Source organism: Nocardia sp. NPDC006982 (assembly GCF_042869435.1).
In the GTDB taxonomy this organism is placed as follows: Bacteria; Actinomycetota; Actinomycetes; order Mycobacteriales; family Mycobacteriaceae; genus Nocardia.
In genome coordinates, this window is record NZ_JBIAFV010000003.1 from 485,133 (window position 1) to 498,372 (window position 13,240).

14 protein-coding genes are annotated in these 13,240 nt (G+C 60.9%); 1 reads left to right on the plus strand and 13 read right to left on the minus strand.

Annotated features, from left to right (window positions below; all coding sequences use genetic code 11):
* Positions 1 to 231: 231 nt before the first annotated feature.
* From ACFYOW_RS15550 to ACFYOW_RS15590, 9 genes are all read right to left on the minus strand, one after another.
* Positions 232 to 1,197, minus strand: coding sequence for an MlaD family protein (locus tag ACFYOW_RS15550; protein WP_387288312.1), 966 nt, complete (start codon positions 1,195 to 1,197; stop codon positions 232 to 234).
* A complete protein-coding gene (locus tag ACFYOW_RS15555; protein WP_387288314.1) occupies positions 1,194 to 2,213 on the minus strand; it encodes an MlaD family protein in 1,020 nt (339 codons plus the stop codon). The genes ACFYOW_RS15550 and ACFYOW_RS15555 overlap by 4 nt, the downstream gene beginning before the upstream one ends.
* Entirely contained in the window at positions 2,210 to 3,271 is a 1,062-nt protein-coding gene (locus ACFYOW_RS15560; protein WP_387288315.1) for an MlaD family protein, read from the minus strand. The genes ACFYOW_RS15555 and ACFYOW_RS15560 overlap by 4 nt, the downstream gene beginning before the upstream one ends.
* Positions 3,272 to 3,315: 44 nt before the next feature.
* Positions 3,316 to 4,257, minus strand: coding sequence for an MlaD family protein (locus tag ACFYOW_RS15565; protein ID WP_387288317.1), 942 nt, complete (start codon positions 4,255 to 4,257; stop codon positions 3,316 to 3,318).
* 47 nt (positions 4,258 to 4,304) lie between these two features.
* The gene (locus tag ACFYOW_RS15570; RefSeq protein WP_387288319.1) at positions 4,305 to 5,282 is read right to left on the minus strand and encodes an MlaD family protein; all 978 of its coding nucleotides are present in this window, start codon (positions 5,280 to 5,282) and stop codon (positions 4,305 to 4,307) included.
* A 35-nt stretch (positions 5,283 to 5,317) separates the two neighbouring features.
* The gene (locus ACFYOW_RS15575) at positions 5,318 to 6,304 is read right to left on the minus strand and encodes an MlaD family protein (protein WP_387288321.1); all 987 of its coding nucleotides are present in this window, start codon (positions 6,302 to 6,304) and stop codon (positions 5,318 to 5,320) included.
* Between the two features lie 75 nt (positions 6,305 to 6,379).
* Complete coding sequence (locus ACFYOW_RS15580; RefSeq protein ID WP_387288323.1) at positions 6,380 to 7,240, minus strand: MlaE family ABC transporter permease; 861 nt, start codon at positions 7,238 to 7,240, stop codon at positions 6,380 to 6,382.
* Positions 7,241 to 7,243: 3 nt separating this feature from the next.
* The gene (locus ACFYOW_RS15585; RefSeq protein ID WP_387288324.1) at positions 7,244 to 8,125 is read right to left on the minus strand and encodes an MlaE family ABC transporter permease; all 882 of its coding nucleotides are present in this window, start codon (positions 8,123 to 8,125) and stop codon (positions 7,244 to 7,246) included.
* A 610-nt stretch (positions 8,126 to 8,735) separates the two neighbouring features.
* The gene (locus ACFYOW_RS15590; RefSeq protein WP_387288326.1) at positions 8,736 to 8,912 is read right to left on the minus strand and encodes a hypothetical protein; all 177 of its coding nucleotides are present in this window, start codon (positions 8,910 to 8,912) and stop codon (positions 8,736 to 8,738) included.
* 108 nt (positions 8,913 to 9,020) lie between these two features.
* Between ACFYOW_RS15590 and ACFYOW_RS15595 the strand changes: the two genes are divergently transcribed.
* Positions 9,021 to 9,566 carry a TetR/AcrR family transcriptional regulator gene (locus ACFYOW_RS15595; protein WP_387288328.1) on the plus strand — a complete coding sequence of 182 codons (546 nt, stop codon included), beginning with the start codon at positions 9,021 to 9,023 and terminating at the stop codon, positions 9,564 to 9,566.
* Between the two features lie 39 nt (positions 9,567 to 9,605).
* On the opposite strand, the gene ACFYOW_RS15600 is transcribed toward ACFYOW_RS15595, so the two are convergent.
* The 4 genes from ACFYOW_RS15600 to ACFYOW_RS15615 are packed head-to-tail and all read right to left on the minus strand — an operon-like array spanning position 9,606 to position 13,240.
* Complete coding sequence (locus tag ACFYOW_RS15600) at positions 9,606 to 10,811, minus strand: NAD(P)/FAD-dependent oxidoreductase (RefSeq protein WP_387288330.1); 1,206 nt, start codon at positions 10,809 to 10,811, stop codon at positions 9,606 to 9,608.
* The gene (locus ACFYOW_RS15605) at positions 10,808 to 10,999 is read right to left on the minus strand and encodes a ferredoxin (RefSeq protein WP_387288332.1); all 192 of its coding nucleotides are present in this window, start codon (positions 10,997 to 10,999) and stop codon (positions 10,808 to 10,810) included. Before ACFYOW_RS15605 ends, ACFYOW_RS15600 begins: the two co-directional genes overlap by 4 nt.
* Positions 11,000 to 11,052: 53 nt before the next feature.
* Positions 11,053 to 12,444: an aldehyde dehydrogenase family protein gene (locus ACFYOW_RS15610; RefSeq protein WP_387288334.1), complete on the minus strand. Its 1,392-nt coding sequence runs from the start codon at positions 12,442 to 12,444 to the stop codon at positions 11,053 to 11,055.
* Positions 12,445 to 12,451: 7 nt separating this feature from the next.
* Positions 12,452 to 13,240: a coniferyl-alcohol dehydrogenase gene (locus tag ACFYOW_RS15615; protein ID WP_387288336.1), complete on the minus strand. Its 789-nt coding sequence runs from the start codon at positions 13,238 to 13,240 to the stop codon at positions 12,452 to 12,454.

The following is a 13,240-nucleotide window of genomic DNA, read 5'->3' on the forward strand; positions in this document are numbered from 1 at the left end:
GATGGCCAGGCCACGCCGCCACACAGGTTTGTCGTCCTCGCGTTCTGCGTTCGCGAACTCTGCTTGTCTGCGTCCGTCTCGTTTCGATTCCGCGGGCGACGGCAAATCGACGGACCGCCCTGTTGTCGTTGTGTCGGCCTCGTCCGCGTCGCTGTGGTTGGTCGCTCGTGACTTGCTGTCGGCGGTTGATGTGGGCATTTCTTGACCTCACCTTCTCTGGTCGGGTTTGATTCAGTTGGGCCCGGGCGCGCCAACGTTTACTACGAGTCCGTCGCCAGTGCCCGAAACCGACATCGCAATTCGCATGAGCTGGCCCAGATCGACGGTTCGTAGTTGTGACGTCACGGCTGAGATCGCCGGCAACGACGCATCACCGATTACCTTGATGTTCGGGGCTGCTTTGTCGAGGAAGCCCTGGAGCCGCTCGAGGAACGGCCCGGCTCCGTTGGTCAATTCGGTCGGCAGGTTGTCGGTTCGGACGAACTGAGTGCACCAGTCGAGGAAGACCTTGATTTGTTCGCCGAGATCCCGGACAGGGTCCCCGGACTCCGCCAGCGAACCACTCAGGTCAGCGCCGCGGGCAAGCAAATCCTGGAACTTGTCGAGCAATGCTGTGAACGGCGTGCGGGTCGACAGAATCGTGGTCTGCAGGAGAACTCCGGCTCGGTTGAGATTGGCGAGCACATTCTGATCGACCACCAGCCCCTGGTTCATTTCGGCGACGATCTGGTCGACTTTATCGGTGCGAACCTGTTCGAGGACCTTGACTAGGCGTTGCGAGAGTTCGTCGAAGCTGGTCGGTACCGACACCGACTGCGCGGTGAGCACCGCTCCTGCGGGCAGCCCGGGGCCCGAATCACTGCTCGGTGGAACCACATTCAGATATGCCTCGCCCAGGACCGAGAGACTGTCGACCCGGAATTGGGATCGGACCGGGATCGTATAGGAATCCTTGTAGTTCCAGCCGATGGTGACGCCGGTCAGCGAGGTGTGCACGTCGGTGACTCGCCCGATCGGCACACCTCGATACAGAACTCGAGAGCCCACGACGAGTCCGTTGCTGTGTGAGATCTTCAATTGCGCGGTACGGACTCCTAGTTTGTCGGTAACCGGAAGTCCCACCGACACCATGTATGCCAGCGATGCGGCGACAACCATGATCATCGCCCCGATGGAAGTGATATTGCGCACGTTCATCGAATTGCCCCCAGCATGCGCAGGATCGTCTCGGCATTTGCGAGGATGTCGTTGCCCGCCGGCGAGGTTGCGGAAACGATTGTGATATCAGGCCGCCGGATGAACGGAAACAGGTTGTCGTCCAGGAATTTCTGCAGGAGCTCCTCATTACTGCCGACCGCATCGATACCATCGCGCACAGTGGATATCGATCCATCGGCGGAGTGAAGTAGCGGCAGCAGCCAGTATCCGCCCTCGAATACACTGCCGACACTGGGCAGAACCACCCCGACCTGCTGGAGCCCGAGCGAGAGCTGGCTCCAGTAGTGCATACCGTCCGCCGACAACATCTTGCCGAGTTCGTCGGCCCGGCTGTTGATCGCCCCTGCCGTGGCATTCATCGCGTCGATCATCACGTCGACGCTCGTTGTGTGCGCGGCGACGTCGCGCGTGTCGACCGACACGATCGACGAGACACGCTGAGTCTGTTCGAGAACCGGAAAGCTCTTGTTGATCATGCGCATCGCGTCTTGCGCACTCCGGATACTCCCGCCGTTGACGAAGTTCGCCAGGACGGCAAGCGTGTTCTCCAATGGCGGAGGCGATGTGGTCTGATTCAGCGGAAGGAGTTTGGTGCCGGCGCTGTGCGCGGTTTCCGTGTCGGCCGACCCCGACGACTGGATGGATACGAAGGAGTCGCCGAGGACCGTGGCTTGGCGAATCGATGCGTGCGCGTCGGGGGCGATCGAGATCTTCTTGTCGAAGCCGACGACGACGTCCGCGCTGGAGCTACTCAGTTTCACCGTGTCGACGTGCCCCACCTTGACGCCGTTCACAGTCACGTCCGCACCGTCCGTCAGGTTCAGTATTGTCGCGAATTGAATGGTCAGTTTCTGACCCGAACCGGCGGACTGGACTTCGGTGGCCAGGGTGCCCGGATTCAGGGAACAGCCGGTCGCAACCGTGGCGACCAATCCGCACAGCAGTGGCACCACCCGCCATTGGAGGTGCGTCAGATTTCGCCCGCCGTTCGTCATCGGACACCTCCGATCGCCAGCACCGCGTCGAGACGAACTGCGATCGCCGCCGGATCGTTCGGCGCGACATGACAAGTCGCAGAGACGGCCTGATTGACCGCGGCGCACACCTGGGTCGGGTTGCCTACCTTGACTTGGATCATGACCGGCGCGGTCTGAAACGCTGGGCCGTGTCCTGGCTGTGACACGAGCGTGGCAACCGAGGCCAGCGAGGGAAGAACATTCAGTCCGTTCTGCAGCTCCGGAACGTGTGTCGCGGCGATCTGAATACCCTCGGCGACTACATCGGCCGCGGCCCAGAGTTCCTGCCCGTATTTGGTCTGCACATCGTTTATGGCGTCGATCAGCGGAATCAGTCCCTCCACCATATTGGATGCGCCGGGCCACAGCTTCGTGGTCGCAACGACGGATGCATCGGGAAGCTTGCGGACCACCGACTCGATATCCGACCACTGATTCAAAACCGACGTCGTCAGCGGCGCCATGGAAACGATGATCGTCCCGATATCGGTGATCAGCTTGTCCGGATCAGCAGCCGCCGCCGACGCGGTCCGAACCAGCGTCGCGGCCGACGGACCCACCCCTTGAACGCTTCGGGCCATAGAGTCGACAGCTTCTTCGATGGTCTGCGAGTTACCCTGTGGTGCCAGCTGTTTCAGGAAGTCGGCTGCCGAACCGGCAACTTCCGAGATGCTCTTCGGCGTGTACGCGTTTTCGACTTTGATGCAGTTCGCCGGCGTCAGTTTCGCGGCCGACGGCTGCTCGGGCGCAACGAGTTCTAGCGACCTGTCGGCGAGTACGGATTTCGACCGGGTGACCGCCCGTACGTCGGCCGAGACCGAGCGGCCCTGCTTCAGGGAAAATTCGACTTTGACAGCATCGGCCTGCGGCGTGATCGACGAGATCGTGCCGATGGGATACCCCATCTGGGTGACCTCGTTTCCCACATAGAGACCTATCGAGTCCGGAAGCATCGTGCAGTAACCTTCTGTGGCGCTCGACTTTTCGTCATCGGATTTGATGTACACCGCAATCCCGCAAACGGTCGCGGCAATCACGACTGCTACTCCCACCGAGGTGAGCACCTTCTTACGACGTCGCATCAGCAAGCCCTTCCCGCGACTGGCAAGCAGATTGCCGAACCATCGATCGTCTCGCCCGCCGCAGCGTTGCCACTCGAGAGTTGCGGCCCGGCCAGCTCTTTCAGCCGTTGCTGCAGAGGAGTCAGATTGTTTATCAGGTCGTTCATTCCGTCACGAAGTTGGCCGGCACCCAACCGGACGCGTTCGACCAACTGGGCAATATCGGTTTCGTGGTTCACATAGAACTTCGACACGGCACCGATCCGGAGGAGAACCTCACCGAGTTGACGGAACGCTTCGGAGAATCCAGCTCGATAGGTGTAGTACGTCGACAGCACGACATTGATTTTGTTTGCGAGCATGAATACGAACTCGCGGCTCGCGTTGAAAGTGGACGAATATTCGCTGACCAAACCCAGGGTCGACTGCACTTGTTGTTTCTGTCGATCGAGTACCGTGGCCAAGGTTTGCATCCCGGAAACGACATTCCGCAGTGCTTCCGGGTTCTCACCGAGACCACTGTTGATCTGCTCCAGAATTTTGTCGATGGGCACTCCGTTCACCTGGCCGGTCACCCGCGGAAGCTGCTGCAGTATGTCGGCGATGGTGTAGGGCACTGTCACGCGTTCGATCGGCACCGATATGTGATGGGCGTTCCCCGCGCGACCGAGCGGCACAAGGGTGACGAAGTACCCTCCCACCGCGGTCAGCAGCCGAACGTCGACGCGTGTCCGATCACCCAGCTCGACCGACGATTTGACGGACAAATCCACTGTCACTTGCCGGCCGTCGAACCTCAAACGATCGACCTTTCCCACCGACACGCCCGCGATGCGCACATCTTCTCCCCCGCGTAGCGACACGGCATCGCGCGTAGTGAACGTCACGGTCTGCCGATTGGGCGGCATGACATAGAAATATGTGGTGATCACCGTGACGACGGCGACCAGCCCGAGTGCCATCACGCCGACAACCGGTTCGCTGAGTGGCCGACGCTTCTTCAGTCCCGCTATGCGTTGCATACGACCACACTGCTTCCGCCCATCAGAACCCTCACTGTCGCGGGCAACTGCGCAGCTCCGTGGCTGCATTGCGCAGAGCCCAATTGCGGGGATGTCACCGGTGTCGCCAATCCGGTCATGATCGTGGGAAACAGACCCAGCGCCGACTGCAGGTTGGCCACGGTCGGAAAGGCATCGTTGAGAATTTTGTCGACATCTGTCGACGGCTCGATCCCCAAACCTGACAGGATGTGATTGAACGTACCCATCAGGGGAGGTCCGAACTTGGCTGCCTTGGGAAACTCGTCGAGCACTGTCATCGCGGAGTCGATCGGTCGTTCGATGTCCCTGAGGAATTCGATGATCTGCGGCGACTTTCCGCCCAGTGTCTCGGCAATACGACTGAGGTTGGCCACGAGCGTCGAAATCACCGCGGCGCGGTCGGTGGTGTATCGGGACAGCTTGTCGACGCTGTCGAGCATCGGCGCGAGACCGCTGCCGTCGCCCTGAACCAGGGTGAGTGCGTTCCGCGTGAACTCGTTGATTTCGTTGGGCTGCAAGGTTTCCAGAGCGGGCTGCAAGCCGTTGAACAGGGTCGTGATGTCGAATGAGGGGACTGTGCGGTCCAGTCCGATGTGTCGTGTGGGCGCTCCGGCATCACCGCTACCGGTGATGTCTATGAACCGCACTCCGGACAGGTTCGCGTATTTGATCGCAAGTTTGCTTTCAACTGTCAACTTCTGTGTTTCGTTCACCGTGAAATCGACACGCGCGAAAGAACTGTCCCCGGCCTGGTGAAGATCGACAGCCTCCACCTTTCCGACTCGGACCCCTCGGATTCGTACGTCCGCATTGGGTCTCAGCCCCGACGCGTCGCTGAAGTCGGCGCTGTACTGGACCGGACGTTCGCCGGTGGGGTTCTTGATTGCGTTCTGAATGAGTACGAACAGCAGCGAGGCCACGACGCCTGCGGCGATGAGGCGCAACGCTGGACCGACCAGTCTGACCGGGATGTATTTCGTCACCTGGGCCTCGATTCGGATGCGGCACTGAGTCCGACTACTGGTGTTTGCAGCACCGGCAGCAGATCGAGATCGAGCTTGACCTTCAGAGTTCGGGCACCATCCGGGCCCGGGTCGAAAGCTCCGTCGAGGTTGCTGATAAGGGTGCGGAGAGTGACGGGGGTGAGTACGCCCTCCCCCATCGCGGGCAGCAGATCCGCCGCGCTCTTGACAATCTCGACGGTCGATTCCAGATTCGATCTGTTGGAGGTCAGCAGGGTGCCGACGAGGGTGAAGAACTGGTTGGCGATTGCTTCGAGCGCTTTCGCGTACCGGTTCTGAATATCGTCGCCCGCTGGACGTAGCTCACTGTTGTAAACGTGAAAGCCCGCGTCGATCACTCCGAGAGTGAACGGAGGCAGCGCTCCGGCAATGTCGTTGTACCGGTCGATGAGGTAGTCAGGCATCGATCGTTGTGTCTGTTCCACTGTTTCGGCCACGACCACCCCGGTGTGGACCAGCGGTTGCAGCGACGCGGAATAGTCCAACGAGCGTCGTATGGCGTCCATCATCGGTGGCAGTAGCGCACCGTTGACGAATTCGGAGCCGGTGTCGATCATCGTTCCCATCGTGAAATCGCCGCCTGCCGGCCGCCAGATTCGCGCGCCGCTGAGCAAGATGGGTTGAGTGTCGTTGCCGGCGTCGACGATATTGACGGCGCTGACTCCGAAGTAGTTCTGCGGCCGGAAATCGAACCCGAAATTCTGCCGGAGCCCGGTGACGCTGTTTTTGTCCAGATCGAGGGTCATCGCCGCGCCCGAACGACCGATTGCCAAGTCATCGACACGACCCACCGGGACGCCGTTGAGGATGACGGGTGTCCCGGTCTCGACTCCGATACCGACCGCGGGCGTGTCGATGGTGAAAGTCAATCGACCGGACGGCTGCCCGGGCAGCACTGTTCGCAGCGAAACGACCACCATGACTACGGCCACGACAGCAGCCACGCTGCCCACCCCGACTCGGCGAAGCAGTCTGCTCTGCTTGACTTCCGAGCCGATGAGAAATCCTGAGTACACGATTCACCCCTTGAAGATCAGGTCGGGGTGCAGACCCCACAGGACAACGGTCATGGCGAGGTTCAGCACGATCGTCATTACCAGGCTCGCTCGGATCGCCCGCCCCGCTGCCCGGCCGACACCCTCGGGCCCGCCGCTGGCGAAGAAGCCGTAATAGCAGTGGATGATCGTGATTACACCGCAGAACACGACCGCTTTCGTCAACGAGTAGGCGACCTCGACAGGGTCCAGGAACTGGCTGAAATAGTGGTCGTAGGTGCCGGCGGGCGCATTACGGAATGTCTTCACGAAAAGGCTGCAGGTAAGGAAGCCGATTGCGAGGGACAGCAGATAGCCCGGGATGACGCACAGCATGCCTCCGATGAGACGTGTTCCGACCACAAAGGGAATCGACCGGATACCCAATGTCTCGGTCGCGTCGATTTCTTCGGAGATCCGCATCGAGCCGATCTCCGCGGTCATCCGGCATCCGATCTGGGCGGCGAAACCGATCCCGGTCATAATCGGGCCGATCTCCCTGATATTGAAGAATGCCCCGATGACGCCCGTCAGTGGACCGAATCCGATCAAGTTCAGGCTGTTGTATGCCTCGATCGCCACCGATATGCCGATCGCGACGCCGAGAACCATCAGAAGGGAGATCACACCGCCGTCGACGACGATCGACCCGCGTCCCCATGCCATGGAATTCATGGTCTTCATCGTCTGTTTTCGGTAATGCCGGAAAGTGATCGGAAGATAGAGAATCGTCTGCGCGGTGAACAGCACCCACCGGCCGGTCCCCTCGCTTGCCGTTTGCAGGCCACGGTTCGGCCCCTGGAGGAGTCCCGTCGCCCAATTGTGATATGCGCTCGGTGTACCCACGACTCAGCCCACCTGACTGGGAAAGAACATGGACTGGAGCTGCGTGGTGACCAGGTTGGTGATAAAGATCGCCACGAATCCCAGCACCACAGACGCATTGACAGCATCTGCGACGCCGCGCGGTCCACCTTTGGCCCCCAGTCCTCGCAGGCTGGCGATCACGACTACGAGCATTCCGAATATCATCGATTTCGCGATGGCGAAATAGAGATCCGTACTTGACGCGAAAGCGCCGAACGATTGCCAGAAACTTCCCGGGATCACGCCATTCACAGTGATCGCCAACGTATATCCCGCTATCACTGCCGAGGCGACGATGACCACACAGAGAATGGGCGAGACAATCAAGATCGCGATAAACCGCGGTAGCACCAGACGCTGTATCGGATCGACTCCCATGACCCGCATAGCATCGATCTCTTCCCTGATCGAGCGCGCACCGAGATCGGCGGCTATCGCCGAGGCGGCCGCGCCACCGAGAAGCAATCCCGCCGCGATCGGCGCGCCCTGTTGAATCACCGCAATTCCGCTGGCCGCGCCGGCCAGCGACTTGGCGCCCACCTGGTTGACGATCGCACCGACCTGTACCGAGATTTCCGTTCCGAACGGGAGCGCGATCAAAATTGCCGGGAATACGGTGACCGTGAGCAGGAACCAAGCCTGTTGCAGCATCTCGAGAAGCGGAAGTTTCAGCTGGAGGGTCGATGTGACCGCATATCTGACCACACCGCCGAACAGGAGAACCGCACGGCCGAACGTCGCCATCGACTGCTTCGGAACGGTGTGCAGATAGTTCCCGGCTCGACGCCCGGCTAAGGATAAACCGGACCATGAAGGGCCTCCCTGGAACCGCCGCGTACGGATCGATTCGGGCACGGTCGTCACAGGCCCGCCCCGTCCTTGGAAGACCGCTTCGGGTCGCGCATCTCGGACAGCGGGTACTGCATCACAACCTCCACGAGCGTGATATTCGGGGCAGCGGGCACACAGGCATAATCCGAACGTTTAGTCCGGCACCTGCCAAGAATTAAGGGAGCACCGCGGCGACTGGAGTTCGCGACAAGGGTGCTCGCATTCACAAACCTGCTGATCCGATCGAGGCCGTTAGCTGTGAGGCCTCTAACTGGACTGCGACGGGATAACATCCGCGCTCTTGCATGATGGATCTTATGTTATCGGATGCGCTGTGACAAGCATCTCGTGCAGCACCGTTCGCGAATTGCGCCACAAACCGGCAGACGGTGGGAACTTCGCCTCTACCGCCGAGCCGCAATTTTGCACGTAGTACCACTTCAGGCCTCTGAGAACGGGTCGGGCCGAGAATGTGACCCACAAACGCTCCAAATTTTCCCGTCGAGAGCCGACAGGGAGCGTGGCCCACTTGCTGAACTCGATCCGGCCGTTCATAATGACTACTATGTTTATCTGGCGATACGCTATGGGCTTGGACCATCTTTGACAGCGCTGCCGACGCCCGGACCAGCATCGGCTGCGCCTACGCGTCGGGGCCGAGGACGCCGTCGGGCACCGGCATCGCGAGCATCATGATCTCCCCCGTAGAGTACGAGCGCCCCGGATGCATTAGTCGTAGGTGTTCCTGCACGGCCGGCACCAGATCGTCATCCGCTGCGACGATCATGGTTCCACAAGGGCAGTTCAGTTGATACGCCATTTAGACCTCCTTACCGAGCTCCGACTTCATACTGTCTAATAGTCAAGAAAATGGACGTTTGTTTAGGCCGATTTGTGGCTCGACGATGCGGCAACCGAGGGAGACTCGATGGCGATGGTGAACCGGCAGGACTATTTCGATGCCGCGCTCGAGATGCTCGCAAAGTCGGGGTATGGCAACCTGCGTCTCACCAGCTTGTGCAAGTCGCTCGGAGTGACGTCCGGCTCGTTCTACAACTGGTTCAAGGACTGGAACGACTTCGTCACCCAGTTCCTCGATTACTGGAAGGCCGCGCAGACCGAGAATGTGGCCGACGAGGCAACGAGAATCGTAGATCCGCTCGCACGCTTGGACCGTATGCGCACGTTGGCGCGGGAAACGCCCCATGCGGCCGAGGTCGCCATGCGCGCGTGGAGTTCGACCGACAAACGCGTCGCCGACGTGCAGTATCACGTCGACCAGTTGCGATTGGAATTGATCGAGCAAACAATGTCCGATCTGAATATCTCACAGCCGCTCGCACACCGGCTAGCCGAGCTCGCCTTGAGCATTGTGATCGGCCACCAACACCTGGATCCGGCCGAGTTGGACTGGTCGCTTGCCCAGTTCATCGGCTTGGTGAGGTTGCACGCGGGAACGCAGGACAACCTCTGACGGGGACGACGACCACTCGGCTGGTCCAGGTCGACGACTTCATGTCGCGGGCGTCAGTCTCTTGATTCGCCGCCTCTCCGCGAAGTCGATCGCGGCCGGCCACTTCATGATGTCGGAGCGGCCGTTGACCGTGAGAGCACCGACCAGTCGATCACCCAGCCTGTACAGGGCGATCCATCGATCACTGTGCGCCGGATCGCCTTCCACGATCGCGATGTTATCGGCTGGATCCGCGATGCCGACGAACTGGATACGGCTCCCGTACCAGTCCGACCAGAAGTACGGGACAGTGCTGTAAGGCCTGCCTCGGCCGGTGATCGCATTACGCGCTGCATGCGAACCCTGATCGGCCGCGGCAGTCCAGTTCTCCATGCGCTGGCGCAATCCAAACGCAGGATTGGGCCAGTTCGCCACATCGCCGGCCGCGTAGACCCCGGCCGCACCGGTAAACAGGGTTGCGTCACAGACGATTCCGTCGTCGATGTGCAGACCCGAGCCGTGCAGCCATTCGGTGGCTGGTTGCATCCCGATCCCGACAACCACAACATCCGCCGGCAGACGCCGACCGTCGTCCAACACCACGTGCTGAACGTGGCCGACTCCACCGACCTCGGCGACGCCGGTCCCGCAAACAAGTGCGGTGCCATTGCGTTCGTGCAGGAGCGCGACCGCTGACCCCAAGCTTCCCACCGCACGCGCAAGGGGCGTCCGCTGGGCTTCCACAATCGTCACGTTTGCGCCGATTCTGGTTGCGGCGGATGCTATCTCGGCCCCGATGAACCCTGCACCGACGACGACCACCTCGGCCCCCGTCGTGAGCTTGCGGCGAATACGCTCGGCGTCGTGCAGAGTCCGCAGCACGCATACGCCGTCGAGGCCCTGCGCATCGGGCAGGACCCTGGGATTTCCGCCGGTGGCGATGACCGCGGCGTCGTAGCCGATTTCCCGGCTGCCCACATACAGGTTGCGACCCACTGTATCCAGGGCCGTCGCCGCGGCGCCGAGACAGAGTTCGACGCCCAACTGGTCTGCGAGATATTCGCGTTCACAGAAGTAGGACACGGGCGCCGATCGGTCCTCGAGAAATGCCTTGGACAGAGGCGGTCGATCATAGGGCAGTGCATCCTCTGCCCCGACCAGGGTGATTCGACCCGCGAACCCGGACTTGCGTGCTGCTTCGACCGCCCGCAGACCGGCGAGCGAGGCGCCCACAACGACGAGTCGCTCTATCTCGACGTTGTTCATTTCTCGATCGACAGTGCGAAGGTTGGACAGCCGACGACTGCTTGCTCGATCATCTCGAGATCGCCGTCGGCGATATCCTCGATGAGGACTTCCAGATCACCGTCCTCGGTGACTTCGAAACAGTTCGGTGCAATGGATTCGCAGACGCCCAGCCCGGTGCACTTACCGTGATCCACCCTGATCTTCATCGTTTGCTCTCCTTTCTTCTACCGGACGCCGTGGCGTTTCCGGGTGTGCGCGATCAGAACATCCGCCGAAACAGTTTGAGAGCCCGTGCGCTGTAGGGCGGATAAACGAACAGCGGATCGGGCCGCTGTGTCCGCGACAGCACCGACTTGGCGTGGCTCAATGACTTGAAGCCCGTCTCTCCGTGATAGGCGCCGATTCCGCTGGCGCCCACACCGCCGAACGGTAGCCCCGGTACCACGCAGTGCATAGCCACGTGATTGATCACGGCCCCACCGGCCGGGATGCGGTCGACCAGATGACGGGCCCGTGATCGGGAGCCGGAGAACACGTAAGCAGCCAAGGGTTTCGGCCGGCTATTGACTAACGCGACCGCGTCATCCATTGATCGCACACCGATCACCGGCAGGATGGGACCGAAGATTTCTTCTTTCATCAGGGGCTCGTCGAGACCCGGGTTCACAATGATGGTCGGATCGATGGTCAGACTCTCCTCGTCGCAGCCGCCACCATAAACGACCTTCCCTGCCGTCTCGCGTAAACCTTTCGCCAACCGCTGGTGCTGTCGTTGATTCACAACACGCAACCCTGCCGTGGCATCGGCACGAAATTGGCAGGCTACTTCGACGAGCTTGTCGACCAGGCGATCACGAACCGCATCGGAGACCAGGATGTAGTCGGGTGCGATACATGTCTGCCCGGAGTTCAACAACTTCACCCAGAGGATCCGGCGGGCCGCGACATCCAGATCGGCATCGGAATCAATCAGGACGGGGCTCTTGCCGCCGAGCTCGAGAGTGACCGGGGTAAGGGTGGGAGCCGCACCGGCCATGATGTGACGACCGACTTCCGTGCCACCGGTGAACAATGCATGATCGAAACCCGCGGCCAGTAGATCCTGAGTGGTTTCGGCATCTCCCTCGACGACGCGTATTGCCTCGGCATCGAGATACTTCCCAACCAACTCGACCAGCAGCGACGAGGTGTGCGGTGCGTGCTCGGACGGCTTGATCACCGCACAGTTGCCCGCAGCCACCGCCGCGACCAGCGGTCCAAGGGTGAGATAGACCGGATAATTCCACGGTCCGATGATCAGGACCGTCCCCACGGGCTCATATTGCACCCACCCGCTGCCCGGAAGCTGGGTCAACGGGATACGGGCCCGCCTGCGGCGCATCCACCATCGCAGTCGTTTGCGTGCATATTCTGCCTCACCTCGCGTCGAGGCGATCTCGCCGAGCCAGGTTTCGACCGCGTTGCGGCCCAGGTCGGCTTCGAGTGCCTCGGCGATTCGCTCTTCCTCCTTCTCGACGAGATCGGCGATTCCATTCAGTTGCTCGAGCCGCCATCGGAGACTTTTCGTCCGGCCACTCGCATGAACCTCGCGCAGCTGTTCCCGGATCCGATGTCCGGCCGAAGGCGGGGTGGTTCCCGATGCTGTCGTCATCGCGTGCTCAGATCTCGGGCCGAGGAAAGAGCCCGGTCACCAAGGCCCCGGTAACTCCCCCGTCGACCGCGATCGCTTGTCCGTTGATCCATCCCGCTGACTCGGAAGCAAGGAACGCGATGACCTCGGCGATATCCTCGGGCGTGGCATGGCGGCCGACGAGATCTTTCACGCCATCGAGGGTTTCCTTGCCCATCGTCTCCTCGAAGTCACCGAGAATCGGCGTCTCCACCGGCCCCGGAAGGACCGCATTGATTCGTACCCCCTGCGCCGCCAGCCCGATACCCATCATCATCGCGTATACCGTTGTGACTTCTTTGGAGAAGTTGTAGGCGTTGCCCTCCGGGGTGTGTTCGGCAAACCAGCGCCGGCCTTCTTCGAAAGTATCGGTCGCCAACACGTCCTTGATCGCGTCCAGGCGGTCCGGCCAGCCGAACCCGGCAGAAGAGGAGACTATGACGACAGTTCCTCCCGAGAGCCTGTCCAGAAGCGATTCGGTGAGGTGACGAACGGCGAGGGCGTTGACCGCGAAAACCACATCTCCGGGCGCGGTTCCCGGAATACCTGCCACATTCAGCAGACCGTCGAAACTACCGTCCAACTGTGCGACCGCGGCATCGATGCTCGATTCGTCCGCGAGATCGACCTTGATGTGTCGGGTGACTTCCACGGCAGGATCGCGACGGTCCAGGCTGTACACCTCGGCTCCGCTATTGATCAATAGATCGGTCGTTGCGGCGCCGATGCCGGAGGCCGTGCCCGTGACGATAATTCGCTTTCCCTTGAAGTCTGACAT